The organism is Bradyrhizobium sp. 62B, assembly GCF_030272265.2.
Lineage (GTDB): Bacteria > Pseudomonadota > Alphaproteobacteria > Rhizobiales > Xanthobacteraceae > Bradyrhizobium.
In genome coordinates, this window is record NZ_CP092841.2 from 2,494,885 (window position 1) to 2,518,108 (window position 23,224).

At 64.7% G+C, this 23,224-nt stretch carries 25 protein-coding genes; 13 read left to right on the forward strand and 12 right to left on the reverse strand.

Features of this window, described 5'->3' with window-relative positions:
- The first annotated feature begins 90 nt into the window (after positions 1-90).
- Positions 91-918 carry an MBL fold metallo-hydrolase gene (locus ML401_RS11720; RefSeq protein ID WP_211417646.1) on the forward strand — a complete coding sequence of 276 codons (828 nt, stop codon included), beginning with the start codon at positions 91-93 and terminating at the stop codon, positions 916-918.
- Between the two features lie 13 nt (positions 919-931).
- Here the strand turns inward: ML401_RS11720 and ML401_RS11725 are convergent, their stop codons facing one another.
- The 3 genes from ML401_RS11725 to ML401_RS11735 all read right to left on the reverse strand — a co-directional run bounded on the left by ML401_RS11725 (position 932) and on the right by ML401_RS11735 (position 3,175).
- Positions 932-1,510: an amino acid synthesis family protein gene (locus ML401_RS11725; RefSeq protein ID WP_194408233.1), complete on the reverse strand. Its 579-nt coding sequence runs from the start codon at positions 1,508-1,510 to the stop codon at positions 932-934.
- An 8-nt stretch (positions 1,511-1,518) separates the two neighbouring features.
- Positions 1,519-2,382: a fumarylacetoacetate hydrolase family protein gene (locus ML401_RS11730; RefSeq protein WP_285812017.1), complete on the reverse strand. Its 864-nt coding sequence runs from the start codon at positions 2,380-2,382 to the stop codon at positions 1,519-1,521.
- A 91-nt stretch (positions 2,383-2,473) separates the two neighbouring features.
- Complete coding sequence (locus tag ML401_RS11735; protein WP_212067150.1) at positions 2,474-3,175, reverse strand: FCD domain-containing protein; 702 nt, start codon at positions 3,173-3,175, stop codon at positions 2,474-2,476.
- A gap of 66 nt (positions 3,176-3,241) precedes the next feature.
- Here ML401_RS11735 and ML401_RS11740 point away from each other — a divergent pair, with 66 nt between their 5' ends.
- From ML401_RS11740 to ML401_RS11770, 7 genes are all read left to right on the forward strand, one after another.
- Positions 3,242-4,279, forward strand: a complete 1,038-nt coding sequence (locus tag ML401_RS11740) for a zinc-dependent alcohol dehydrogenase family protein (RefSeq protein WP_376717355.1) — start codon at positions 3,242-3,244, stop codon at positions 4,277-4,279.
- 16 nt (positions 4,280-4,295) lie between these two features.
- On the forward strand, positions 4,296-5,201 hold the full coding sequence (locus tag ML401_RS11745; RefSeq protein ID WP_285812019.1) for a VOC family protein: 906 nt from the start codon (positions 4,296-4,298) through the stop codon (positions 5,199-5,201).
- Between the two features lie 69 nt (positions 5,202-5,270).
- Positions 5,271-6,257, forward strand: coding sequence for a tripartite tricarboxylate transporter substrate binding protein (locus tag ML401_RS11750; RefSeq protein ID WP_285812020.1), 987 nt, complete (start codon positions 5,271-5,273; stop codon positions 6,255-6,257).
- Positions 6,258-6,389: 132 nt separating this feature from the next.
- Positions 6,390-6,755: a hypothetical protein gene (locus tag ML401_RS11755; RefSeq protein WP_285812021.1), complete on the forward strand. Its 366-nt coding sequence runs from the start codon at positions 6,390-6,392 to the stop codon at positions 6,753-6,755.
- Between the two features lie 99 nt (positions 6,756-6,854).
- Complete coding sequence (locus tag ML401_RS11760) at positions 6,855-7,247, forward strand: FixH family protein (RefSeq protein ID WP_285812022.1); 393 nt, start codon at positions 6,855-6,857, stop codon at positions 7,245-7,247.
- Between the two features lie 64 nt (positions 7,248-7,311).
- Positions 7,312-8,733 carry an efflux RND transporter periplasmic adaptor subunit gene (locus ML401_RS11765; RefSeq protein WP_285812023.1) on the forward strand — a complete coding sequence of 474 codons (1,422 nt, stop codon included), beginning with the start codon at positions 7,312-7,314 and terminating at the stop codon, positions 8,731-8,733.
- Positions 8,730-11,918, forward strand: a complete 3,189-nt coding sequence (locus ML401_RS11770; protein ID WP_285812024.1) for an efflux RND transporter permease subunit — start codon at positions 8,730-8,732, stop codon at positions 11,916-11,918. The genes ML401_RS11765 and ML401_RS11770 overlap by 4 nt, the downstream gene beginning before the upstream one ends.
- A gap of 132 nt (positions 11,919-12,050) precedes the next feature.
- Here the strand turns inward: ML401_RS11770 and ML401_RS11775 are convergent, their stop codons facing one another.
- From ML401_RS11775 to ML401_RS11785, 3 genes are read right to left on the reverse strand one after another with little or no spacing between them, the layout of a single operon-like run.
- Positions 12,051-12,857 (reverse strand): ABC transporter permease, encoded by an 807-nt coding sequence (locus tag ML401_RS11775; protein WP_259205378.1) that lies wholly within the window; start codon positions 12,855-12,857, stop codon positions 12,051-12,053.
- Entirely contained in the window at positions 12,854-13,450 is a 597-nt protein-coding gene (locus ML401_RS11780) for an ATP-binding cassette domain-containing protein (protein WP_259205379.1), read from the reverse strand. Before ML401_RS11780 ends, ML401_RS11775 begins: the two co-directional genes overlap by 4 nt.
- A gap of 3 nt (positions 13,451-13,453) precedes the next feature.
- Positions 13,454-14,488, reverse strand: a complete 1,035-nt coding sequence (locus ML401_RS11785) for a Cj0069 family protein (RefSeq protein ID WP_285812025.1) — start codon at positions 14,486-14,488, stop codon at positions 13,454-13,456.
- Positions 14,489-14,963: 475 nt separating this feature from the next.
- Here ML401_RS11785 and ML401_RS11790 point away from each other — a divergent pair, with 475 nt between their 5' ends.
- Together ML401_RS11790 and ML401_RS11795 are read left to right on the forward strand one after the other, a co-directional pair.
- Positions 14,964-15,197: a PepSY domain-containing protein gene (locus ML401_RS11790; protein WP_259205381.1), complete on the forward strand. Its 234-nt coding sequence runs from the start codon at positions 14,964-14,966 to the stop codon at positions 15,195-15,197.
- Positions 15,198-15,214: 17 nt separating this feature from the next.
- Positions 15,215-16,123 carry a DUF1259 domain-containing protein gene (locus ML401_RS11795; protein ID WP_259205382.1) on the forward strand — a complete coding sequence of 303 codons (909 nt, stop codon included), beginning with the start codon at positions 15,215-15,217 and terminating at the stop codon, positions 16,121-16,123.
- 11 nt (positions 16,124-16,134) lie between these two features.
- Here ML401_RS11795 and ML401_RS11800 read toward each other — a convergent pair whose 3' ends face one another.
- Positions 16,135-16,449 carry a DUF1127 domain-containing protein gene (locus tag ML401_RS11800; protein WP_259265517.1) on the reverse strand — a complete coding sequence of 105 codons (315 nt, stop codon included), beginning with the start codon at positions 16,447-16,449 and terminating at the stop codon, positions 16,135-16,137.
- A gap of 345 nt (positions 16,450-16,794) precedes the next feature.
- On the opposite strand from ML401_RS11800, the gene ML401_RS11805 reads away from it, so the two are divergent.
- On the forward strand, positions 16,795-19,200 hold the full coding sequence (locus ML401_RS11805) for a family 16 glycoside hydrolase (RefSeq protein ID WP_285812026.1): 2,406 nt from the start codon (positions 16,795-16,797) through the stop codon (positions 19,198-19,200).
- A 145-nt stretch (positions 19,201-19,345) separates the two neighbouring features.
- Here the strand turns inward: ML401_RS11805 and ML401_RS11810 are convergent, their stop codons facing one another.
- The 5 genes from ML401_RS11810 to ML401_RS11830 all read right to left on the reverse strand — a co-directional run bounded on the left by ML401_RS11810 (position 19,346) and on the right by ML401_RS11830 (position 21,334).
- Entirely contained in the window at positions 19,346-19,486 is a 141-nt protein-coding gene (locus tag ML401_RS11810) for a hypothetical protein (protein WP_285812027.1), read from the reverse strand.
- Positions 19,483-19,752: a GFA family protein gene (locus ML401_RS11815; protein WP_285812028.1), complete on the reverse strand. Its 270-nt coding sequence runs from the start codon at positions 19,750-19,752 to the stop codon at positions 19,483-19,485. Before ML401_RS11815 ends, ML401_RS11810 begins: the two co-directional genes overlap by 4 nt.
- 123 nt (positions 19,753-19,875) lie before the next feature.
- Entirely contained in the window at positions 19,876-20,277 is a 402-nt protein-coding gene (gene arsC / locus ML401_RS11820) for an arsenate reductase (glutaredoxin) (protein WP_285812029.1), read from the reverse strand.
- Positions 20,274-20,975, reverse strand: coding sequence for an MIP/aquaporin family protein (locus tag ML401_RS11825; protein ID WP_285812030.1), 702 nt, complete (start codon positions 20,973-20,975; stop codon positions 20,274-20,276). Before ML401_RS11825 ends, arsC begins: the two co-directional genes overlap by 4 nt.
- Positions 20,975-21,334: a helix-turn-helix transcriptional regulator gene (locus ML401_RS11830; RefSeq protein ID WP_211417634.1), complete on the reverse strand. Its 360-nt coding sequence runs from the start codon at positions 21,332-21,334 to the stop codon at positions 20,975-20,977. Before ML401_RS11830 ends, ML401_RS11825 begins: the two co-directional genes overlap by 1 nt.
- Positions 21,335-21,459: 125 nt before the next feature.
- Here ML401_RS11830 and ML401_RS11835 point away from each other — a divergent pair, with 125 nt between their 5' ends.
- Positions 21,460-21,777 carry a helix-turn-helix transcriptional regulator gene (locus ML401_RS11835; protein ID WP_194407171.1) on the forward strand — a complete coding sequence of 106 codons (318 nt, stop codon included), beginning with the start codon at positions 21,460-21,462 and terminating at the stop codon, positions 21,775-21,777.
- Between the two features lie 61 nt (positions 21,778-21,838).
- Entirely contained in the window at positions 21,839-23,200 is a 1,362-nt protein-coding gene (locus ML401_RS11840; protein WP_285812662.1) for an NAD(P)-binding domain-containing protein, read from the forward strand.
- Positions 23,201-23,224: the final 24 nt, after the last annotated feature.

The following is a 23,224-nucleotide window of genomic DNA, read 5'->3' on the forward strand; positions in this document are numbered from 1 at the left end:
ATAAGCCTAGAGATAGCATCAATAATCGATATTTTACCTATGACGAGAGCGATGACAAGAACGGCTGCTCAGGACAGGCGAGGGTCATCCATGAAAATCCACCACCTCAACACCGGCACGATGTGCCCGCTCGGCCGCCGCTTGGTGAACGGCTCTGGCGGCCTGTTCCAGCGCGCCCGCCTGGTCTGCCATTGCCTGCTGATGGAGACCGGGGACGGACTCGCTCTGGTCGATACCGGCATCGGCCTCGGCGACATCGCGACGCCCGAGCGGCTGGGGCGGCGGTGGGTCCGGCAGACCGCGCCAAAGCTCGATCCCGCGGAGACGGCGGTCGAACAGGTGAGGGCGCTCGGCTATTCACCCAACGACGTGCGTCACCTGCTGTTGACGCATCTCGACCGAGACCACGCCGGCGGCGTACCCGATTTTCCCCACGCCGCGATTCACGTCCATCGCGCCGAATACGACATGGCGGTAGAGCGCAAGCCGGCGCCGCCCGAAGGGCGCTATGTCACGGGGCAGTGGAGCCACGGACCGCGCTGGCAATTCTATGGCGAAGCCGGCGAGGACTGGTTCGGCTTCAAAGGCGTGCGTGCGCTCGGCGACACGGAAGCCGATATCCTGATGATCCCGCTTGCCGGGCACACGCTCGGCCATTGCGGCATCGCGGTGCGCTCGGGCGACAAATGGCTGCTGCATGCCGGCGACAGCTACTTCCATCATGCTCAGCTCGACCCATCGCCGCGCGTGCCCCTGATGCTCGGCTACTTCCAGCGCCGCGGCGACATGGACCGCGCGATGCGGATCGCCAACCAAGCCCGGCTGCGCGCGCTGAAGCGCGATCACGGCGATCGCGTGACGATCGTCAACAGCCACGATCCCGCCGATTACGAGCGCTGCCGCTGCGGCGCGCATTGAGCGCGGCAGCGCCTCAGCGCTGCCCGTCGTGCACGGAGATCTCGGATGCCTTCAGGCCCCCGATGCGCGCGTGGGGGCGGCCGCCGGTTGCCATCACGAGGCCGAAGGCGATCTCGTCACGTCTTGGTGCGTCCCACAGCGTCATCTCGGCGGTGCCGAAATGGCTGCGCACATAACACGCGTGGATGTGGCCGAGCGGCACCATCAGCCGCGTGCCGGGACCGCCGATGGTCTTTGCCGCCGGCACGATCGCCTTCGGTTGTCCCAACACCTCGCGCATGCCCTGGCCGCCGGCTTCATGCCAGACCGCGCCATGCTCAAGCTCGCCGTCTTCGCCGACGATGATGCCCTTGCCATAGGCCTCGATGCGCTCGGCGCCGCCGAGCTGCGCGATCAGTGCGCCAGCGAGCTCGCGGCCCAGGCCGCGCAGGGACGCCTGGAACGGCATCAGATCCGGCTCATAGCGGCCGGCGAAGGGATTGCGGATCACGGCAATCGCGGTGCCGACCAGCAGCGGCTTCTCCAGCCGGGGGCCGCGCTCATGCCAGACGGTCTCGACGCCGAGCGCGGTCTTGCGAATGTCGTAGGACATGCGGCGTCTTACGCCTCGTCCACGACGGGATTGCGGAGCACGCCGATATTCTCGATCTCGACCTCGACCACATCGCCCGGCTTGAGGAAGACTGGCGGCTTGCGGGTGAAGCCGACGCCGGCCGGCGTGCCTGTCGCGATGACGTCGCCGGGCACGAGGTCGAAGATGGTCGAGCAATATTCGATCAGCCGCGGGATCGAGAAGATCAGCATCGAGGTGTCGGAAGACTGCACGGTCGCCCCGTTGACGCGCGTCTCCAGCTTGAGTTTCGTCGGGTCGCCGATCTCGTCCGGCGTGACCAGCCACGGACCGAACGGGCCGGTGCCGACAAAATTCTTGCCGGAGGCGATCTGCTGCGCATGGCGCTGCCAGTCGCGCACGCTGACGTCGTTGTAGATCGAGTAGCCCGCAACGTGAGTCCAGGCGTCGGCCTGGCTGATGTGACGGCCGCCCTTGCCGATCACCACGGCGAGCTCACCCTCCCAGTCGAAATTGTCCGAGACTTTGGGCCGGATCACCGGCGCGTTGTGGCCGACCTGGGAGCGCCAGACCCGCAGGAAGATCGGCGGAAACTCCGTGATCTCGCGCTTCATGCCGAACGCCACGGCTTCGTTGTGGTGGTCGAGATAGTTGCGCACGGCGCAGACGATCTTCTCGGGGCGCGGGATCACCGGCAGGTATTTGACGTCGCTCAACGCCAGCGTCGGCTTGTGCTGGGCGACGATGGCGTCGCGCTTGGCGTAGTCATCGCTGCCGAGGAAGTCCGCGAGCGTGGGGTATTGGGGCAGGGCACGGCCGAGATCCACCACGCCGCTTTCGACAACGGCACCCCAGCTTTCCCGATTTCCATCCAAGAACGACAGTAGCTTCATGGTTTCGCCCCAAGGGTTCTAATTTTCGATCTGGCATATTATTTTCGAAAATCAGGCGGGGCGCAAGCCCGCCCTGTGAAAATGCCGCCGCCTATTCGCTGTCGAGCAGGTGGGCGGCGTATTTTGCGACATTATCAGCGGTGGTGCGGATATGGGTCTCGATCAGCTGCACGGCGAGATCGGCGTTGCGCGAGATTGCGGCCTGCATGATGGCCTGGTGCTCGCCGGCCTTGTCGCGCGGGCGCGGCCGGAAATTGGCCGACAGGTGCCGGTAGCGCTCGGCACGGTCGAACAGCTCGGCGCGAATGGCGAGCAACGTCGCCGAGCCGCAAGCAGACACCAGTGCTTGGTGGAATTGCCGATGCGCGATCTTCCATTCGGGGTCGCGCAAGGGATGCTCGGGATCGCGCTGCTCGATCCGCTTCAGGCGGTGCAGCGTGGAGATGACAGCGATTTCCCAGTCGTCGTCGCCGCGCTCGATCGACCGGCGGATCAATTCCACCTCGATCAGCACCCGCGCATCGGTCACTTCAATCAGATCCTGGCGGCTGACCGGCGCGACGCGAAAGCCGCGCTGCTCCTGCGCGTCGACCAGGCCTTCGGCGGCGAGCGCGGTCAGCGCCTCACGCAGCGTCGTAAAACTCGCGCCGAACCGCTCGCGCAGCACGTCGAAGCGCAGCGGCTCGCCCGGCGCAAGCGCGCAGGCGATGATCTCCTCGCGCAGCCGATGCGTGATGTCGGCGGCGATGGTCTTGCCGAATTCCTTGCGCGGGCGAACGGCGCTGTCAGCCATGGGGTCTGCCATTGAATCGATGCCCCAAGATGCCGTGCCAACGACCGTCTTGCAATAATTTTCGTAATGAGTATGATTTTCGAAAATATGGCTTGGGAGGCTGAGGACGTCATGAGAGCGGTGCTGGTGCGTCAGCCGGGTGGGCCGGATGCACTCGAAATGGTCGAGCTTCCGATGCCTGCGCCCGGTGCTGGCCAGGTGCAGATCCGGGCCGAAGCATTCGGGGTCGGTCAGCCCGACGTGCTGATCCGGCGCGGCGTCTACAAATGGATGCCGCCGCTGCCGGCCAATCCCGGCAATGACGTCGCGGGGCGCATCGCCGCTCTCGGATCCGGCGTTGCGGGACTTGCGATCGGCCAGAAGGTGCTGCTGAGCGCGCGCGATCTTGCCCAGCGCGGCGGCTGTTATGCCGACTACGTCGTCGCACCCGCGGATGCCGTTCACGCGCTGCCCGACAATGTCGATCTGCAAGCCGCGGTGTGCCTGTCGAACTACCAGGTGGCCTATGCCCTGCTGCACGAGTGCCGCCATCCGCGCGCGCCGGCCAGCGTGCTGGTGATTGGCGCCGCCGGCGGCGTCGGCACCGCGCTGGTGCAGCTGGCCAAGCTCGCCGGGATGACTGTGATCGGCACGGTCTCCACCGAGGAGAAGGCTGCCTTCGCGAAAGCGAACGGCGCCGATCACATTATCTTCTACCGCAGCGAGGAAGTGGTGGCGCGCACCCGCGAGCTGACGGGGGGCGAGGGCGTCGGCCTCGTGCTCGATCATGTCTGCGGTCCCGAGTTTACCGGCTATCTTGGCGCACTCGGCAAATGGGGCACGCTGCTGTCCTACAACGCCTTCGCGGGACTTCCGGAAGAAAACCTGATGGCGGCGATGCGCAACCATCTCGACATTTGTCCGGCGATACGATGCTTCTCCTTCCACATCTACGACCACGATCGCGACGGCCGCCGCGCCCTGATGCGCAGCGTGATCGAGGCGCTCGGCCGCAACGCGATCAAGCCGGCGATCTCGGCCGTGCTGAGGCTCGACGAGGTCAGGAAAGCGCATACGCTGCTGGAGCAGGGCTCGGCGCTCGGCAAGATCATCATGATTCCATGAGGGGGTGGATTGCACGATGAGCACACAAGCACCCATTGCACGCTTCACCCGGCTGCGGCACGTGACCTTCACCTCGCCGGATCCGGAGCGGCTGCTCGACTATTATCGCGGCGTGATCGGCCTTGGCCTCGTTGCCCGCGATGGCGACCGCCTGTTCCTTGCCAGCGAGTCCGAGCAGCTCTCGCTCGTGATCGAGCCTGGTGATGCCGCGCTCGGCAGCATCGCCTTTGAAATCTCCCCGGAGGTCGAGATCGACGCACTGGGCGCCGCGCTGAAGCAGGCGGATCTGCGGCCCGAGCTGCGGAGCGATCCGTTGCCCGGTGTTTCCAGACTGCTGTCCTTTACCGATCCGGAAGGCACGCGCTTCGAGCTGATCCAGGGCTGGACGCCGACGCCCGCGCAGGAGCGGATCGGCGGGTTCGCGGTCGCCAAGCTCGGCCATGTCGCGCTGCGCACGCCTGACCCGAAAGCCGCCTCGGAGTTTTACGCGAACGTGATGGGCCTGCGCGTCTCCGACTGGATCGAGGACCGCTTCGTCTTCATGCGCAGCGGCTTCGAGCATCACACGCTCAATTTTGCCCGCGCGCCCGTCCGCAGTCTTCATCACTTCGCCTTCGAGCTGCGGGGCCCCGACCACATGCATCGCGCCTGCGATCATCTCGCGCGGCACAAGCTGCCCGTGCTCTGGGGGCCGGTGCGTCACGGCCCCGGCCACAACACCGCGATCTATCACCGCAATCCCGATGGCCACCTGGTCGAGCTGTTCCATGATCTCGACCGGATGGTGGACGAGGAGCTCGGCTATTTCGAGCCGCGCCCCTGGCACCGCGATCGCCCGCAGCGGCCGAAGGTCTGGGTCGGGCTGCCGCGCGACGTCTGGGGCATGCCGCCATCGCCTGAGTGCACCGAGTTCGCGCGCTAGCGCGATCACGACTTGAAGAGGCCGCACGCGCTGCGGCCAACGATAGAACAATCAAGGGGAGAAGCATCCATGCAAGGGATGAAGCGGCTTGCTGCGGCCATTTTTCTGCTCGGCGTTTTTCTTGCCAGTTGTCTGGCCGGTCCGGCATCGGCGGAGAATTATCCGTCGCGTCCGATCCGCCTGCTGCATGGCTTTGCCGCCGGCGGTGCGGCCGACACGCTCTCGCGCATCATCGCCGACGGACTGTCGAAGAAGCTGGGCCAGCCGGTTATCGTTGAGGCCAAGCCGGGCGCCGGCGGCAACATCGCGGCGGATGCGGTCGCCAAGGCGGCGCCTGACGGTTATACGCTCGGGCTCGTCACCGGCGCCCACGCGATTTCCGCGGCGACCTACAAGAGCCTCGCCTATCAGCCGGCCGACAGCTTCGAGATGATCTCGACGCTGGTCTACTACGCGCTCGTCATCGCCGTGCGCAACGACTATCCCGCGAAATCGCTGGGCGAGCTCATTGCGATCGCCAAGGCGAAGCCCGGCTCGCTCAGCTTCGGAGCGGTGGGTTTCGGCTCGACCCATCACCTCGCGGGAGAATTGCTCAACGCCACCGCGGGAATCGAGATGGTGCACGTGCCGTATCGCGGCGATTCCCAATCCACCACCGCGCTGCTCGGCGGCGACGTTCCCGTCGTCGTCGGAACGCCCGTTTTGCTCGCCCCGCAAATCCAGAACGGCGCGATCCGCGGCCTTGCCGTGACCTCGCCGGCGCGCACCGCGTTGCTGCCCGATGTCCCGACGGTTCAGGAAGCCGGCATCAAGGGTTACGACGTGCGCACCTGGGCCGGCCTGCTGGCCCCCAAGGGAACGCCGCCCGCCATCATCGCCGCGCTCAATGCCGCAACGCTGGACTCGCTGAGGGATCCCGAGCTCAAGCAGCGGCTGGAGACGGCCGTCGGCGGCGAGGTCCGCGGCAGTTCGCCGGAGGAGATGAAGAAGCTGATCGAGACCGAGATCGCCAAATGGACCGGCGTGGTGGAGCGGGCAAAGATCCCGAAGATCTGAGCCGGGCAGGGGGACCGCGCGATGCCGGCCGGGCCCTCTGCTCACGAATGCTTGATCCGGATCAACAAGCGCCGCCGGCTCTGGGATATGTTAGGAAGAAGGCATTGCGGCCCGAAAGGTAAATTCATCTAGATGTGGTTCGTCCGTACCATCCTGGCATTTGCCATCGCCATCTCCTTGGCGATGCTGCCGGTTGGCGTGTCCGCATCAAGCCTTGCCACGTCGTCGGACGACATGCACGCGACCATGCAGATGGGCGGCGACGCCGAGATGGCGATGGACGATTGCTGCCCCGACATGAAGGGACCGGCCTCCACCACGGGCGGCTACAAATGCGGGATGGGCTTCTGCTGCGTCGGCGGGCTCGTTGCGCTCGATGACGTCAGGCCCGTCGTCTTCGGGCATTTCGCCGTCGCGGCGAGCACGCTTCCCATCCCTGAGGACCAGGTCGTCTCCGTCCGCGGCGGCCCTCCTCCCTTCCGACCTCCTCGAATCTGACCTCGCCAAGCCCAAAGACGCGTGCGGCATGCCCGCGCGCGAGGACTGACGTGCGCGCTTCCTGCGCCACGGCGAAGATCAGATCATGAGGACAAGACAATGCTTGCCAGATTCAGCACAGCGGCACTCGCCGCCACCCTTTCGCTTGCCGCTTCCGCCGCGATGGCGGGCGCCGGTGACTACGCCTTCGAGCCCGTCACGGCGCAAATGAAGAAGGGCGACGACGTCACGCTCTCGGTGCGCCTGACCAACAAGCAGACCGGCAAGCCGGTGGCGGACGCCGTCATCTTCAAGACCCGCGTCGACATGGCTCCGGACGGCATGGCTGAGATGGAATCGGCCGTGGCGCCGTTGCCGTCGCAGGAGCCGGGCGTCTACGCCTTCAGGACCGACCTGCCGATGGCGGGCCGTTACCAGGTCACGCTGTCGGCCAAGGTGCAGGGCGAGGCTGAGACCGTCACCGGCAAGGTGATCGTCACGGCGACCAAGTGAGCGTCCGGACGCGCCCCGCGGCGTCCGGACTTCTCTGTCCCTTTCACATGGACACGATCACATCATGACAACGCTGCGTCTCCTGACTGTTCTCGCGCTGGGCGGTGGCCTCGCGCTGGGCGCGACCTGGGCCTTGTTCGACGGGCATTGGTCCGTTCACGCCGAGGCAACGCCGGCTGCGGCCGAGGCGAACCGGGCTCCGCTCTATTACCGCGATCCCAGCGGCGCGCTGTTCTGGTCCGCCGCTCCGAAGAAGGATGACCGCGGCCGCGACTATCTGCCGGTCTACGAGGACGGCCAAGCCGCCGCTGCGGCACCGAAGCCGCCGCAGGCGGCGTCATCGCGAAGGATCCTCTACTACCGCAATCCCATGGGCCTGCCCGACACCTCGCCGGTGCCGAAGAAGGACCCGATGGGGATGAATTACATCCCTGTCTACGAAGGCGACGAGGTCGACGACGGCACGGTAAAGCTCTCGCCGGGCAAGATTCAACGTACCGGCGTCAAATCCGAGCCCGTCGAACGGCGCGCGATCCGCGTCTCGGTCAAGGCGCCCGGCACGATCCAGCTCGACGAGCGCCGCATCTCGGTGATCGCGATGCGCGCCGAAAGCTTCGTGCAAGAGGTTGCCGACGTCACCACCGGCACGCGCGTGAGGGCAGGCCAGCCGCTGATGGAGATCTACAGTTCGGCGGTCGCCTCCGCCGCGGCGGAATATCTCGCGACGATTACCTCGAAGACGGTGGGCGGCGTCGAGATGTACGGCCGCGGCTCGCGGCAGCGGCTAATGAACCTCAACGTGCCCGAACAAATCATCGCCGAGATGGAGCGGACGCGCGTCGCGCCCGTCACCGTGCATTGGTCGGCGCCGCGCGACGGCATCGTGCTCGAACGCAGCGCGATCGAAGGCATGCGCGCCAATCCCGGCGACGTGTTGTTCCGGATCGCGGATATCTCGCTGGTCTGGGCGCTGGTCGACGTCGCCGAGCGCGATCTCGGCACGATCGCGGTGGGGCAGCCCGTGGCGGTGCGCGCGCGGAGCTTTCCCGGCCGCATCTTCAGCGGCAAGATCGCCGTGGTTTATCCGCAGGTGAACCGCGACACCAGGACGGTGCGCGTCCGCATCGAGCTCGCCAATCCCGATGCTGCGCTGCTGCCGGACATGTATGTCGATGCCGACATCGACACGGCCGATGGCGCGCCCGTGCTGGCGATCCAGGACAGCGCGGTGCTCGACACCGGCGCGCGTCAGGCCGTCCTGGTCGACAAGGGCGAGGGCCGCTTCGAGCCGCGCGAGGTGAAGCTTGGCCGGCGCGGCGGCGGCTATATCGAGGTGCGCGACGGACTCGCGGATGGCGAGGTGGTGGTCACCTCCGCCAACTTCCTGATCGATGCGGAAAGCAATCTGAAGGCCGCGCTCAAAGGCTTTGCCGAAGCCGCGCCGCAGGCGTCCGAACCCGGCCACGCCGCGGGAGAGCACAAATGATCGCCCGCATCATCGCCTGGTCGGCGCGCAATCTGCTGCTGGTGCTGTTTGGTACCGGCTTTGCGGCCGCCGCCGGTCTCTACGCGCTGATCCATCTGCCGCTGGATGCGATCCCGGACCTCTCCGACACCCAGGTCATCGTCTACACCGAATATCCCGGCCAGGCGCCGCAGGTGATCGAGGACCAGGTGACCTATCCCCTGACCACGGCGATGCTGACCGTGCCGAAATCGAAGGTCGTGCGCGGCTTCTCCTTCTTCGGCGTGTCGTTCGTCTACGTGATCTTCGAGGACGGCACCGACATCTACTGGGCGCGTTCGCGCGTGCTGGAGTTTTTGAACGGCGCGGCGTCGCGGTTGCCCGCCGGCGTCAGCCCGACCATCGGGCCCGATGCCACCGGCGTCGGCTGGGTCTATCAGTACGCGGTGATGTCGAAAGAGTTGAATCTCGCCGACCTCAGGACGATCCAGGACTGGAATCTGAAGTTCGCGCTGGCCAAGGCCGAAGGCGTCGCCGAAATCGCCGGCATCGGCGGCTTCGTCAAGCAGTACAACGTGGTGCTCGATCCGCAGCGGATGCGCGACCGCGGCATCAGCATGCAGAAGATACGTGACGCCATCCGCGCCAGCAACGCCGATGTCGGTGGGCGCACCGTCGAGCTCGCCGAGTTCGAATACGTCATCCGCGGCAAGGGCTACATCAAGAGCATCAACGATCTCGGCAACATCGTGCTGAAGACGAGCAATGGCACGCCGGTGCTGCTCCGCGACGTTGCCCATGTCGAGCTCGGACCGGACGAGCGCAGGGGCATCACCGAGCTGAACGGCGAGGGCGAGGTCGCAAGCGGCATCGTGCTGCAGCGCTTCGGCGTCAACGCCCTCGACGTCATCGAGAACGTCAAGCGACGCTTCAAGGAGATCGCGAGCAGCCTGCCGGCATCGGTCGAGATCGTCCCGGTCTACGACCGCTCCAGCCTGATCTACGCGGCGATCGACACGCTCAAGCACACGCTGTTCGAGGAGAGCATCGTCGTCGCGCTGGTCTGCATCGTGTTCCTGCTGCACGTCCGCAGCGCGCTGGTCGCGATCCTGATGCTGCCGGTTGGCGTGCTGATGGCGTTCGGCGCCATGAAGCTGCTCGGCCTCGGCTCGAACATCATGAGCCTAGGGGGCATCGCGATCGCAATCGGCGCCATGGTCGATGCCGCGATCGTCATGATCGAGAACGCGCACAAGCATCTCGAACGCGCCAAGCCCGATCGGTCGCGCGTGCAGATCCTGATCGATGCCGCCTCGGAAGTCGGTCCTGCGCTGTTCTTCAGCCTGCTGATCATCACCGTGTCGTTCATGCCGATCTTCACGCTGGAATCGCAGGAGGGGCGGCTGTTCAGTCCGCTCGCCTTCACCAAGACGTTCTCGATGGCCGCTGCGGCCCTCTTGTCCGTCACGCTGGTGCCGGCGCTGATGGTGATCTTCGTCCGCGGCCGGATCGTGCCGGAGGGCAGGAATGTCATCAATCGCTTCCTGATCTGGATCTACCGGCCGGTCATCAAGGGCGTGCTTCGCGCCAAGACGCTGGTGATCCTCGCCGCCGTCGCAGTGCTCGCGGTCACCGCTTGGCCGGCAGGCCGGCTCGGCACCGAGTTCATGCCGACGCTGAACGAGGGCACGCTGCTCTACATGCCGACCACGCTGCCCGGCATCTCCGTCACCAAGGCGGCCGAGCTGATGCAGACCCAGGACCGCATCATCAAATCATTCCCCGAGGTCGCCTCGGTCTACGGCAAGGCTGGACGGGCGGCGACCGCGACCGACCCGGCGCCGACCGAGATGTTCGAGACGGTGGTCAATCTGAAGCCGAAGGAGGCTTGGCGCCCCGGCGTCACCGTCGACAGCCTGATCGCCGAGATGGACAAGGCGCTGCAATTCCCTGGTGTCTCCAACGCCTGGACCATGCCGATCAAGGCGCGCATCGACATGCTGTCCACCGGCATCCGCACGCCTGTCGGCGTCAAGGTCATGGGCACCGATCTCGTCGAGATCGACCGCCTGGCGCGGCAGGTCGAACGCGTGATCAAGACGGTTCCGGGCACGTCATCGGCCTATGCCGAGCGCGGCATCGGCGGCTATTATCTCGAGATCGTGCCGGACCGCGAGGCGCTCGCCCGCTATGGCATCCTGATCCAGGACGTTCAGGACACCATCGCTGCTGCGCTCGGCGGCCAGACGGTGACGACGACCGTGGAGGGCCGGCAGCGCTTCACGGTGAACATGCGCTATCCGCGCGACCTCCGCGACAATCCCAAGGCGATCGCCAGCGAAATCCTGGTGCCGATGCCGGCGGGCGGCGCCGTGCCGCTCGGCGAGGTCGCCAAGGTCGAGCCGGCGCGCGGACCGACCTCGATCCGCACCGAGAACGGCCAGCTCGCGACCTACATCTATGTCGACATCCGCGATCGCGACATCGGCAGCTACGTCGCGGATGCGCAACGCGCGGTGACGGAGAGCATCCAGTTTCCCGCCGGCACCTATGTGGTCTGGAGCGGACAGTACGAATATCTGCAGCGCGCCGCCGCGCGCCTCAAGATCGTGGTGCCCGTGACGCTCACGAACATCTTCCTGCTGCTGTACCTGAATTTCAAGGCGTTGACCGAGACCCTGATCGTGATGCTGTCGCTGCCGTTCGCGCTGGTCGGCGGCATCTGGATGATGTGGTGGTTCGGCTTCAACCTGTCGGTCGCGGTCGCCGTCGGCTTCATCGCGCTCGCGGGCGTCGCCGCCGAGACCGGGGTCGTCATGCTGATCTACCTCGATCACGCACTGGCCGAGATGAAGGCAAGGTGCGGCACCGTGGGCAGGGTCTTCACCCGTGCCGATCTTCACGACGCCATCATGGTTGGCGCGGTCGAGCGCGTCCGGCCCAAGATGATGACCGTGGTCGCCATCATGGCGGGCCTGCTGCCGATCATGTGGAGCACCGGAACCGGATCCGAGATCATGCAGCGCATCGCGCTACCGATGATCGGCGGCATGATCTCGTCGACCCTGCTGACGCTGATCGTGATCCCCGCGATCTTCGGCCTGGTGAAGGGGCGGGGACTGCCTGATGGCGAGCAGCCGGCGCTGGCCGACGAGGTCGCCGTCGAAAGAGAGCGCGGCATGCGTGCACCGGAAGCCGCCGAGTAGGCGACATGCCCGACGCAGAGACCGACGTATCTAAAGCATGATCCGAAAAAATGCGCAGCGGTTTTCCGAAAGGATCATGCTTAATGCGACAACCTGAAGCGCGATGGCGATTCATCCTAATCGCATCGCGCTTTAAGTGAGCCTTTCACCGAGAACGCGATCCAGCCGTAATCGATGCCGATGATCGGTGAGAAGGCGAGCGCCTCCCAGCACCGCAGCGAGAGTTCCCAATCCTGTGCCGCCGGCGATTAAGAACATGATCAAAAGCTGATATTTGACGGCGTCGATTGGTTCGACGCCTGCGAGGATTTGACCGGTCATCATTCCTGGCAATGAGACAAGGCCGATCGCGGCCATCGCATTGATGGTCGGCATCAGCCCGCTCCGCATCGCATCCCGCAGGACAGGCAGCAGCGCCTGATATCGGGTCGCGCCTAGAGCAAGGCAGGCTTCAACGGCCGCCCTTTCGCGCACCAAGCCATTTGTCAGCACGTCCAGGCCCAGGCTTATTCCCGTCATGGTGTTGCCCAGGATCATACCCAGCAATGGCAGCGCATAGCGCGGATGATACCAAGGATCCGGGCGGAGCTCCGTCAGCAGCGAGAAAATCGTGACGGTGCCGGCCGCGAGCAGCGTGCATCCGGCCCCCAAGCCGTAGCTCCAGATACCTGGCAGCCGCCGCTTTTGCCGCGCGACGATCTCTCGTGACGCGAAGAGAACCATGGTGAAGGCCGCGAGGGCCGTCCAGAGCAGCGAGACCGCGGCAAACAGGAACGTCAACACGTATCCGACCAGCACCAGCTGAAGCACCATCCGCACGGTTGCAATGGCCAGTTGCTTTTCGAGCTTGAGGCGGAGAGCAAGCGAGAGAGCGCCGTCCATGACAACAAGAAGTGCGGGCAGAACCAGATCACCATATGTCAGTTGGATGTAAGTCACATCAGGCTTTCCCCGATCCGTCCATCGGCGCCCATCACGATGAGCCTTGACGCAACACGGCTGGCCTGGGCGCCGTCGTGGGTGCTCCAAACCACACTCGTCCCATTCGAAACGCGCTCGGCGATCAGGGATTCCACGGCCGCAGTCGATGCTGAATCGAGCGCCGAAGTGGGCTCGTCCAGGAGAAGAACCCGCGACCGCAGCATCAGCGCCCGCACAAGCCCCAATCGTTGTCTCTCTCCGGTCGAAAGCCTCTGGACCGGCCAAGGACCGCAATTGCACGGCAATCCCAATCTCGTGACCAGAGGCAGGGCATCGTCCCATCTGCTGAAGTGATCCTGCACCGTGTCTGACCACCACCCCGGCTCGGCAGCGAGGTAGGTTACCCGCTTTCGCCAGGCAGGAGCCGGCATCGCCTCCCTGAGCGTTCCGTCCAATGTGACTGTTCCCTCGTTGGGATCGAGATCTGCGAGGGAGCGCAGCAACAGTGTCTTACCGGCGCCAGAGGGGCCCTGCAGGGCGACGCATTCGCCGTCCTGCAAGTCGAATGAGACAGAGACATGCAAACGCTTGAGTGCGCGGACCGTCAGCATCTGTCAGAGCTTGCGCTGCAGCCGATCGGCAACCCGCTTGGCGATTTCCGCCGGCGCCTCGTCCGGGTAAGGATGCACCGAGCTGACATTGATCTCGCCGAGGACATAGGTGTCGCTCCCGTCGGGAAGGACCGGACCAAGCATGAAGTCGGCGTCCCAGATCATTGGCAAGTCAGCTCGCGCGATATCCAGCAACGAGGTCAGCTGCGGCGTCCACTCCTCTTCCATCAAGCGACGCAGCCGCTGGAAGCGGGGGTCTGCGTTCGACGTGTAGAGCCGTGGCCCGGCCCCGGAACGTGCAGCCGGCGAGTCAACCAGGGCCTTGACTTTGTGATGACCGAAGCCGGCGCAGCGATCACCGGCCATATAGCAGCGCACCACACCTTCGCTCAAGCGAGGCTGGAACGGCTGATCGACCACGCTGCCGTTTTCGAAATACTCCGCGCAACGGCGGACAAAATCATCCAGCGTCAGTTGCTCGGACCCATCCCTGGTCGCGTCGAGCACCTTTATCATCGGGGAATCCGGCAGTCTCTCGACTTTCCAGACGCCTTGACCGCCGTTGCCCCGGTTGCGCTTGATCACCCGCGGACCGGTGGCGAGACGTATCGGCAACTCGGCGCGCATCGCCGCGGCGGTTTGATATAAAGCCGTGTCGCATCCCCACCCCATCGAGCGGGTCCGATAGAGCACCTCCTTGGTACCCATCTTGAGAATGACGTCCGGATGAGCGCTGACCCACACGCCCCGTGCGGCGACGTCCCGTAACAGCGCGTCGAGATCGGCGCGATTTCGACCGTCCTGAATCGGATTGACCCAGACCAGCACGCCGTCCGCCGCGAGCAACTGATGCCGCACCTGCTCGGCGAAACTCTCATCGTAGATCGCCGGGCGCGCTTCGATCCCCAGAGCGGCGAGGGCTTCGAAGAGGTGCAGGAAGCGGCTGTTCCGCGGGTTTGCATCCTGGCGCGCCGCAGCGTCGCCTCGCGAAAGAATGGCCACGGAAGGTCGGGAAGGGGGCTGTCGTTCGGTATTCATGCGCAAGCTCCACGAATGGCGTGCTGCGCAGAACTTGGACCGAGGCCTCACGGGGAGTCTGCTTTGTCCCCACTTGAGGAACAATAGTCGGGTCGTTCGCGAGTTGCAAGACGGCGGTCCGCGCGTTCCGTTCCAATCGGCAGCTCTTGGCGATATTCGCTCGCGGTCGGTGGGCTTGCTCCAGCACATGCCGGTTGACAGCTTCCGGGCCTCGGGGTTCTATCCCCGGATCGGGGACGTGCGATCTCCCCGTGAGGCGACAAGCCCAAGCATCGCGTCCTGATCACCAAGGGCGCAGCATGCCATCATACACCCCCGATATATCCGACAGATTATCCCGGCCTCGGCACGGCGCCCGCGCCGATCGCATCGCTGCGCGCGCGTCGTTTCGCTCTTTGGAGCACCAAGTCGGGATGTAGGGGACAGGATCGCGACGGACTTCGCCTGGGGCAGGGACCCAACCAGGAGAACGATCATGCGACCACGAACAACCTTCCGCACCGTTCTATTGCTTGCGATCGCAGGCGGGCTGTCGAGTGCCCAAGCCCTGACACAAGAGGAACTCGTCGCGAGGATCCAGGCGGCCGGCTACGCCCAGGTCAGCGACATCAAGTCGACTGCCGAGGGCATCACTGCCAAGGCGGTGAAGAACGGCAAGACGGTGACGCTCGTCGTCGACAGCAGCGGCCAGGTCAAAGAGCGAAACTAACCCGGAGGAGTAGAACGATGAAGAGAATCGTCTGGTCCGTGGCGGCCATTGGCGTCTGCCTTCTTGCATTTCGCGTTGGCCCCTTCGTTCCGGCATATGCCCAAGATGCCGACTGGAAGAAAGTCGACGAGATTTTGGGGCGCAAGCCCGTCGTTGCGGACGATGTTCACCGCTATGGCTTTCCCCGCACCGATCTCTCCGTGACCTTGGATGGGGTCACAATCAAGCCGGCGCTGGCGCTCGGGGGCTGGCTCGCGTTCAAGCCTGCGCATGGCGGCGCCATGGTCATGGGCGATCTCGTGCTGCTAGAGACCGAGATCAATCCCGTGATGGCGAAGATGATCGCGAGCGGTCTTGCGATCACCGCCGTGCACAATCACCTGCTGCGCGCGAACCCGGCGACGTTCTACATGCACGTCGCCGGACACGGCGATCCCGTCAAGCTGGCCGCGGCCATTCATGATGCGCTCGCCGAAAGCAAAACCCCCTTGACGGTCGTTGCGCCGGCGGGCCCGCCGCCTGCCATCGATCTCGACACCGCAAAGCTCGATCAGGTCATCGGGGTGAAGGGGCAGGGCAACGGCGGCGTCTACCAGTTCAACGTCAAGCGGCGCGACCCGATCACGGAGGATGGCATGCTGCTGACCCCCGTCGGTCCGATGGGCGTCGCCACCGCCATCAATTTCCAACCGACCGGGGCAGGCAAGGCCGCCATCACCGGGGATTTCGTGCTGACCAGCGACGAGGTGAATCCGGTCGTCGTGGCGCTGCGGTCGCACGGCATCGAGGTGACGGCGCTGCACAGCCACATGCTGGATGAACAGCCGCGGCTCTTCTTCATGCACTTCTGGGCCAATGACGACGCGGTCAAGCTCGCGAGCGGCCTGCGTGCCGCGCTCGACAAGATCGCCAGCACGAACAACTGAGTCGGCAGTACCTAGCTGCGGAGATGAGCAGACGCGTTGCTCTCGCAGGGCGAGGCGCGGCGCGTTTGGTTGAGGGAAAAGGAGCAATCAGCCAGTGGTCCCCAGTCGGCGATGGGAGATTTTCGAGCTGCCGCAACGATCGGTCTCGACAAACCAACGTCCGCGAGCAACCGGTCATCCAGTTCGAGAAGCTCGTTATATTCGCGGCGCCGCGTTATCGCGTTCAGGAGCGTGAGCGGCAATCTCCAGACCCATGCAAGATTTGGAGCAGGGCCGAAGGCTGCGCGGGATATGCCGGATGAGGCAGTGGTGCTGTCGCAAGACATGTTTCTTCTCCGAAAGGGAGCGAAACAACGCTTGGCTCAAGAGCTGGTCGGGCGGTTGTATGTGGCCCGAAACCCATCGCTATCACGCGCCTCCTCGGCAAGCAATGCCTGGCGACGCTTGGTCCCAGCAGCAACTGCGCTGAATATCGCGCCGGCATGTGAACCGGCTCATACAATCGAGCACAGATTGCTCCTATTCTTTGGCCGCGACCACGGAGCGTTTTTTGTCACGCTCCGCTTGCCTTTGAGGAATGTCCTCCGGCCCGTCGCCCCCACGAGAACGCGACACGGCCAAACCGAACGTCTCGTCCCCTGCGGCAGTAGCGTCTCGAAAGGAGCCCTCCGATGCTGACCTTTCTTCAACGTGACCCTTCCATCCCCATCGACATCCAGGACACGGAGTTCACGCGCGATCTGCTCGGCAGATACGTGTGCAGCACGTTCGACGAGGCGGTGAACAACGGCGGCAGGCCGTTCGATGTCGTGGTGATCGGCGCCGGCATGTTTGGCGCGTATGCGGCCAACAGGATCTACCGCAGAGGTGCCGATCAGAACCTTCGGGTGCTCTTGCTCGATGCGGGAGGCTATCTTGCCCCGACGCATGTGCAGAACATGCCGCACCTGGGCCTCAATGCGCCCGATACCGCCCTGGTGACTCGCAATGATCAGGATCCGCGTGCGCGCAACGGCGTCTGGGGCATTCCCTGGCACAGCAACGAGCCGTTCACCGGCCTCGCTTACTGCCCCGGAGGACGTTCTCTGTTCTGGGGCGGCTGGGCGCCGCGACTCATGCCGGCCGACCTCGCGGCATGGCCCAATGACGTGCGCACGTTTCTGATGGCGACCTACCCGGACGTGGAGCGCGAGATAGGCGTGCAGGACAAAGCAGACTATCTATCGGGCCCGCTCAACACGGCGCTCAACGGACAGTTGCAGGCCGTCGCCTCAAGCACGAGCGCGATCATGCCTGACGTGACATTGGACCTCGTCGAAGAAGCTCCGATCGCTGTGCAGGCGAGCTCGCCCGGTCCCGGGCTGTTTTCGTTCGACAAGTTCAGCAGCGGACCCGTGCTGCTCGAAAGCATCCGAGACGATATCGCCAGACGCTGGACCTTGAACGATAACTCGCGGCGGCGCTTCTTCCTCGTTCCGCGCTGCCATGTGATCCGACTTCGCAACAGCGGAGGCAGGGTCACCGGGATCGATGTCGCCTACAATGGTCAGTTCCGGTCGCTTTCCGCTCCCAATCTCAGTCCGGATTGTCAGATCGTGGTCGCGGCGGGAACGATCGAGACGACGCGACTGGCCATCGAATCGTTTCCGGTCACGCGCGGCGCATACAGCATGGGTGCCAATTTCATGGCGCATCTGCGCACGAATCTCACGGTGCGCGTCAAACGTAGCGCGCTCGGGCTGGCCGCGGCCGCGACCCTCGAGCAGGGCGGCGCGATCGTGCGCGGCGAGATCACGAACCCGGACGGAAGCAGGCGGCGCTATCACATCCAGGTGCTGGCGTCGGCCGAGAAAGGACAGAATCCGGAAGCGACGATGTGGACGATGGTGCCCGACATCGACCTCTTGCGAAACCTGCTTTCCAACGAGGATCCCGATTGGGTGGCGATCGTCTTCCGCGGCCTCGGAGAGATGGACGGCGACAGGACGGCCGGCCCCGGCGGCGCCACCAGTTTCGTCAATCTCACCAATGCGGCCGATCCGCTGCAAAATGACGGAATGAGCGCGCGTGCGTGGGTCAATTTCACGCCGACATCGAATGACTACGCGGCATGGGCCAAACTCGCCGCCGCAGCCGTCAAGCTGGCCGAACGTCTCGGCAAAACTGCCGGCGACGTCCAGTACCTCTACAACGGTGGCTGGCAAAGCGCTCCGCCGCCCGATCCGTTTGCTACCACCAAGGACCAGCTCGGCAACACCCATCACGAAGCGGGCACGCTGTGGATAGGCGACGACCCAACCACGTCAATCACAGACCCGACAGGGCGATTCCATCATATCTCGAACGCCTACGTTGCTGGCCCTGCCTTGTTTCCCACCGTCGGCTCCGCGAACCCGTCCTTGACGGGCCTTGCGCTCGCGCGCCTGACGAGCGCGGCGGTCGTTGCGGCCTTGACGCCGGCGCCTTCGGCACGTTTCAAGCAGCTCTATGCCGGAAGTCTGGCCGACTGGCAGATGTCGGGAGCAGGAAGCTTCCTCCAGGTGTACGACATCCTCGAATCCGTCGGTGGGCCCGGCTTGCTCTGGTACACGCGCGAGAGCTTCTCCGACTTCGTGCTCGAACTCGAGTGGCAATACGCAAACCGCACCGACAATTCCGGTGTGTTCATCCGCGTCCCCAACTTGAACAGCTCGAATCCAAACGACTGGACCGCCGCAATCGACCAAAGCTACGAAATCCAGATCGATCCGCGCGGGTACAACGCCGAAAAGGCCATGGAGAACGATCCCTTGCGCAGCACGGGCGCGATCTACAACGTCAATGCGCCGATCCGCACCGATGTTGCGAAAGGCCCTTGGCAGTGGAACACGTTCGTCATCGAGGCTGTCGGGAGCCGCATCAAGGTGACGCTGAACGATGTGGTCGTGAATGACTTCACCGATCCCAGGCCCAGGTCTCTTCGCGGCCACATCGCGCTGCAAAGCCATCACGATGGTTCGAAGGTGCAATTCCGGAACATTCGCATCAAAGCGGTGGTGCCGGGGGTTACCGAACTGCCTCTCGCCAGGGTTGCTTGATCTGATCAGGCCGCCGCGCGACGTGGGGCGCTCATGGGCGCCCTGCGCCTGGTCGCCGCTTGTCTTGCGATTCCGGTCCGGGTCATGGCTGAAAGGAGAAGCACGAACGTCCTTGTCTGCTTGGACTGGCGGTCGCCTCACGCCACTATTGCTGCGGCGGAAAGCGCTCGAACGCCGGCAATTCGTGCGCGTGCTCCATCCAGCGCAGGCGCTCGGCGACCTGGATCTGCATCGTGGGCGGCACGGCCTCGGGATCGTCGTAAGTCGCGCTCTGGATGTCGATCACCCCGGCATCAGGCTGGCATTGACGTAAAACAGGCCGGTGCCGCAATCGCCGCAGAAGTGCCGCCGGCCGTGTTCCGACGAGCTGTAGATCCTGGGCTCGCCCCTGGTCAGTTTGACGGCGCCATCCGCATACATCGTCCAGCCAACGACAGGTGCGCCGGCATGGAGCCGGCAATCGCGGCAATGGCACAGCGCATGCACGATCGCCTCGCCCTCGACCTCATAACGGATCGCGCCGCAGTGACAGCCGCCGGTGATGGTGTTCATGCGTCTCTCCCGATCGGATATTTCTTCGCCGATCGATAGCGCTCGCGATTTGCAGCATCAACGGCGCAATCGGTTTGCGCTTGCGTCCTACTGTCGCGTGACAGCTGCTGCCATCGACACCGTCTATCGCGTTTCCACCACTTCACCGTCCTCCTTGACGAAGCGGCCGACGGGATTGTCCAGCAGGTCGATGACGGCTTCCGATGGGCGGCACAACCGCGTGCCCTTTGGGGTCACGACGATCGGACGGTTGATGAGAATGGGGTGTGCGAGCATCTGATCGATCAACTCGTCGTCGGACCATTTGGGATCGTCGAGGCCGAGCTCCTTGTAGGGTGTTCCCTTCTCGCGCAGCAGCGCGCGCACGGAAACGCCCATCGTCTCGATCAGCTCCTTGAGTTTCTCGCGCGTGGGCGGCGTCTTCAGATATTCGATGACGATGGGCTCGACGCCGCTCTGCCGGATCATGGCCAGGGTGTTGCGCGACGTGCCGCAGGCGGGGTTGTGGTAGATCGTGACGCTCATCGAGATGTCTCCGCGGTTGGAACCGGGCCGCGCGCGTGCGAGGGGCCGAGCAGCCAGTTCATTAGCAGCATGCCGGCAAACGCTCCACAAAGCTCGGCCAGGATGAAGCCGGGCAGGTCGGCGGGACGGATGCCGGCGAAAGTGTTCGTCAGTGAACGCGCGATCGCGACTGCCGGATTGGCGAACGAGGTCGAGGCCGTGAACCAATAGGCCGCCGTGATGTAAAGGCCGACCAGCCAGGGCACCGCATTGCGCTGAAACCGGGCGCCGGCGAGGATGGTCGCGACCAGCCCAAAGGCCGCCACGGCTTCGGCGAACCATTGCGGCCCGCCAGTTCGAACCTTTGTCGAGACGTCGAGCACGGGCAGGCCGAACATCAGATGCGCGGCTATCGTTCCGGCGATGCCGCCGAGGATTTGCGCGACGACATAGAGCGCCGCCTCATTGACCGGCAGCTCGCGCTTGCCGGTGAACACCAGCGTGACTGCCGGATTGAAATGCGCACCTGAGATCGGACCGAGCACGGTAATGAGGACGACCAGAATGGCGCCGGTCGGCAATGTGTTGCAAAGCAGAGCAAGCGCGACATCCCTGGTCAGCGTCTCCGCCATGATGCCGGATCCGACCACGGTGGCGACGAGAAGACCGGTGCCGAGCGCCTCGGCTGCAAGTCGCCGCGAAAGATCGAATGCTTCCATCAGCGCGCTCGCATCTTTCGTTTCGGCGTGCAGCAGGCTTGCAGCGTCTCGACGACGGGGTTGCAGACTTCGGGGCGTCCGCCGCAGCAATCGCGCAACAGGAAAACCGCGACATCGCGGAATTCGCCGAGATTGGCGCGGTAGACGATCGAGCGGCTGTGCCGCTCCGAGGAGACGAGGCGGGCGCGCGTCAAGATCGCCAGATGCGCGGAGAGCGTGTTCTGCGGCACCTCCAGCAGGCGGGCGAGGTCGCCGGCGGCCAAGCCGTCAGGCTCGTGCCTGACCAGCGTCCGGAAGGCTTCCAGGCGCGTCGGCTGCGCCAGCGCGGCGAGGGCGAGGACGGCTTCTTCATTTTCCATATATCCAGATTTATGGAATTATCAGGAGGTCGTCAATTGAATCCTGTGCCGAGGGATCCTCCGTAATTCGAATATTCTAGAAATACAGTTTGACAGAAAGCGTGGACAGGCGCAGCGTGGGCATCATGAAGATCGCCGACGCAGCAGCACGTTTGGAGGCCCTGGGCAATCAGACCCGGCTCCAGATCTACCGGGCCCTGGTCCGGGCCGGGCACGCGGGCATGCCCGTCGGCCGCCTGCAGGACAAGCTGAAGATCCCTGCGTCGACGCTGTCGCATCACATCAAGACCCTGGTTGCGGTCGGGCTCGTCAGCCAGGTCAGGGAATCGACCACGCTGATCTGCCACGCCAATTTTGACGCGATGCGAGGCCTGGTGGCCTTCCTGGCGGCGGAATGCTGCGCCGACGAAGTCGGATGCAAGGGGGCGCAAACGGCGGCGTGATTCTTTTGCGAACTTGTTCGATGATTCTAGAAATATGGGAGAAGTCGGAGTGAGCACCAAAATGAACGCCAAGACGGTCGCCATCATCGGAGCCGGGCCGGTGGGCCTCGCTGCCGCCGCACATGTGCTCGAACGCGGCATGTCTCCTATCGTGCTCGAGGCCGGGCCTGAAGCCGCGCACGCGGTCCGCCAGTGGCAGCATGTCCAGCTGTTCTCGCCGTGGGAGTACAATATCGACAAGGCGGCGGCGCGCCTGCTCGCGCCGACGGGGTGGAATTCGCCGGACCCTCAGTCCTATCCGACGGGCGGCGAGCTGATCGACCGATATCTGACGCCGCTCGCCACGCGCACGAAGCTGCGGGAGACGATCCGGACTTCGAGCCGCGTTACGGCGATCAGCCGCGCCGGCTTCGACAAGGCGAAGACGAAGGGGAGGGAGCAGGCTCCCTTCGAGATCCGTTATCAGAACGGCAGGGGTCCCGAGGTGCTGCGTGCCGATGCCGTCATCGACGCGTCAGGCAATTGGTTCTCCCCCAACCCCGCCGGCAGCAACGGTTTGCCCGCGATTGGCGAGCGCGAGCGGGCCGACTGCATCTCCTATGGCATGCCGGATGTGCGGGGCACAGGTCGCGCCAGATATGCCGGCAAGACCGTTGCCGTGCTCGGTGCCGGCCATTCGGCGGTCGGTACGCTGATCGATCTCGCGCAGCTCGCGGGCGAGGCACCGGGCACGCAAGCGATCTGGTTGTTGCGCGGTGCCGATCCCGCCAAGGCCTTCGGCGGCGGCCGCAATGACAAGCTGGCCGCGCGCGGCGAACTGGGCTCGGCCTTTGCCGCACTCGTCGCCACCGGCAAGGTCAAGGTGGAGAGCGAATTTGGAGTCACGCATCTCGGGGAGGCCGAAGGTCGCCTGAAGATTTCGGCTAACAGCGGCTGCGGTGCGCGAAGTGTGGTGGCTGATCAACTCGTCGTCTCCACCGGCTTCCGTCCCGATCTATCGTTCCTGTCCGAATTGCGGCTGCGGCTCGATCCGGCCATCGAGGCGCCTGTGGCGCTCGCGCCGCTGATCGATCCCAACGAGCACAGCTGCGGCACGGTCCGTCCCCACGGCGCGCGCGAGCTCGCGCACGACGAGCCGGGCTTCTATCTTGCCGGCATGAAGTCCTACGGCCGTGCGCCGACCTTCCTGATGATGACCGGATACGAGCAGGTCCGCTCCATCGCGGCCGACATCTCAGGTGACAAGAAGGCCGCTGCTCGGGTCGAGCTCGTGCTGCCGGAGACCGGCGTCTGCACGCGCGGTGGGGTGGAGACGGCGGATGCGGGATGCTGCGGCGGCCCGGCGAAGCAGGATCTCTCGGCTTGCTGCGCGGCCGATGAATCGGCCAAGAAGGCAGGCCGCGCCGGGTGTGGCTGCTCATGACGCGATCAGACAGGAGGAGAGCAT

Excerpts from the sequence above, each read along its gene's own strand:
- ML401_RS11720 (WP_211417646.1), top strand. The coding sequence starts at position 91 with ATGAAAATCCACCACCTCAACACCGGCACGATGTGCCCGCTCGGCCGC.
- ML401_RS11725 (WP_194408233.1), bottom strand. The coding sequence starts at position 1,510 with ATGTCCTACGACATTCGCAAGACCGCGCTCGGCGTCGAGACCGTCTGG.
- ML401_RS11730 (WP_285812017.1), bottom strand. The coding sequence starts at position 2,382 with ATGAAGCTACTGTCGTTCTTGGATGGAAATCGGGAAAGCTGGGGTGCC.
- ML401_RS11735 (WP_212067150.1), bottom strand. The coding sequence starts at position 3,175 with ATGGCTGACAGCGCCGTTCGCCCGCGCAAGGAATTCGGCAAGACCATC.
- ML401_RS11740 (WP_376717355.1), top strand. The coding sequence starts at position 3,242 with ATGAGTATGATTTTCGAAAATATGGCTTGGGAGGCTGAGGACGTCATG.
- ML401_RS11745 (WP_285812019.1), top strand. The coding sequence starts at position 4,296 with ATGAGCACACAAGCACCCATTGCACGCTTCACCCGGCTGCGGCACGTG.
- ML401_RS11750 (WP_285812020.1), top strand. The coding sequence starts at position 5,271 with ATGCAAGGGATGAAGCGGCTTGCTGCGGCCATTTTTCTGCTCGGCGTT.
- ML401_RS11755 (WP_285812021.1), top strand. The coding sequence starts at position 6,390 with ATGTGGTTCGTCCGTACCATCCTGGCATTTGCCATCGCCATCTCCTTG.
- ML401_RS11760 (WP_285812022.1), top strand. The coding sequence starts at position 6,855 with ATGCTTGCCAGATTCAGCACAGCGGCACTCGCCGCCACCCTTTCGCTT.
- ML401_RS11765 (WP_285812023.1), top strand. The coding sequence starts at position 7,312 with ATGACAACGCTGCGTCTCCTGACTGTTCTCGCGCTGGGCGGTGGCCTC.
- ML401_RS11770 (WP_285812024.1), top strand. The coding sequence starts at position 8,730 with ATGATCGCCCGCATCATCGCCTGGTCGGCGCGCAATCTGCTGCTGGTG.
- ML401_RS11780 (WP_259205379.1), bottom strand. The coding sequence starts at position 13,450 with ATGCTGACGGTCCGCGCACTCAAGCGTTTGCATGTCTCTGTCTCATTC.
- ML401_RS11785 (WP_285812025.1), bottom strand. The coding sequence starts at position 14,488 with ATGAATACCGAACGACAGCCCCCTTCCCGACCTTCCGTGGCCATTCTT.
- ML401_RS11790 (WP_259205381.1), top strand. The coding sequence starts at position 14,964 with ATGCGACCACGAACAACCTTCCGCACCGTTCTATTGCTTGCGATCGCA.
- ML401_RS11795 (WP_259205382.1), top strand. The coding sequence starts at position 15,215 with ATGAAGAGAATCGTCTGGTCCGTGGCGGCCATTGGCGTCTGCCTTCTT.
- ML401_RS11800 (WP_259265517.1), bottom strand. The coding sequence starts at position 16,449 with ATGTCTTGCGACAGCACCACTGCCTCATCCGGCATATCCCGCGCAGCC.
- ML401_RS11805 (WP_285812026.1), top strand. The coding sequence starts at position 16,795 with ATGCTGACCTTTCTTCAACGTGACCCTTCCATCCCCATCGACATCCAG.
- ML401_RS11815 (WP_285812028.1), bottom strand. The coding sequence starts at position 19,752 with ATGAACACCATCACCGGCGGCTGTCACTGCGGCGCGATCCGTTATGAG.
- arsC (WP_285812029.1), bottom strand. The coding sequence starts at position 20,277 with ATGAGCGTCACGATCTACCACAACCCCGCCTGCGGCACGTCGCGCAAC.
- ML401_RS11825 (WP_285812030.1), bottom strand. The coding sequence starts at position 20,975 with ATGGAAGCATTCGATCTTTCGCGGCGACTTGCAGCCGAGGCGCTCGGC.
- ML401_RS11830 (WP_211417634.1), bottom strand. The coding sequence starts at position 21,334 with ATGGAAAATGAAGAAGCCGTCCTCGCCCTCGCCGCGCTGGCGCAGCCG.
- ML401_RS11835 (WP_194407171.1), top strand. The coding sequence starts at position 21,460 with ATGAAGATCGCCGACGCAGCAGCACGTTTGGAGGCCCTGGGCAATCAG.
- ML401_RS11840 (WP_285812662.1), top strand. The coding sequence starts at position 21,839 with ATGAACGCCAAGACGGTCGCCATCATCGGAGCCGGGCCGGTGGGCCTC.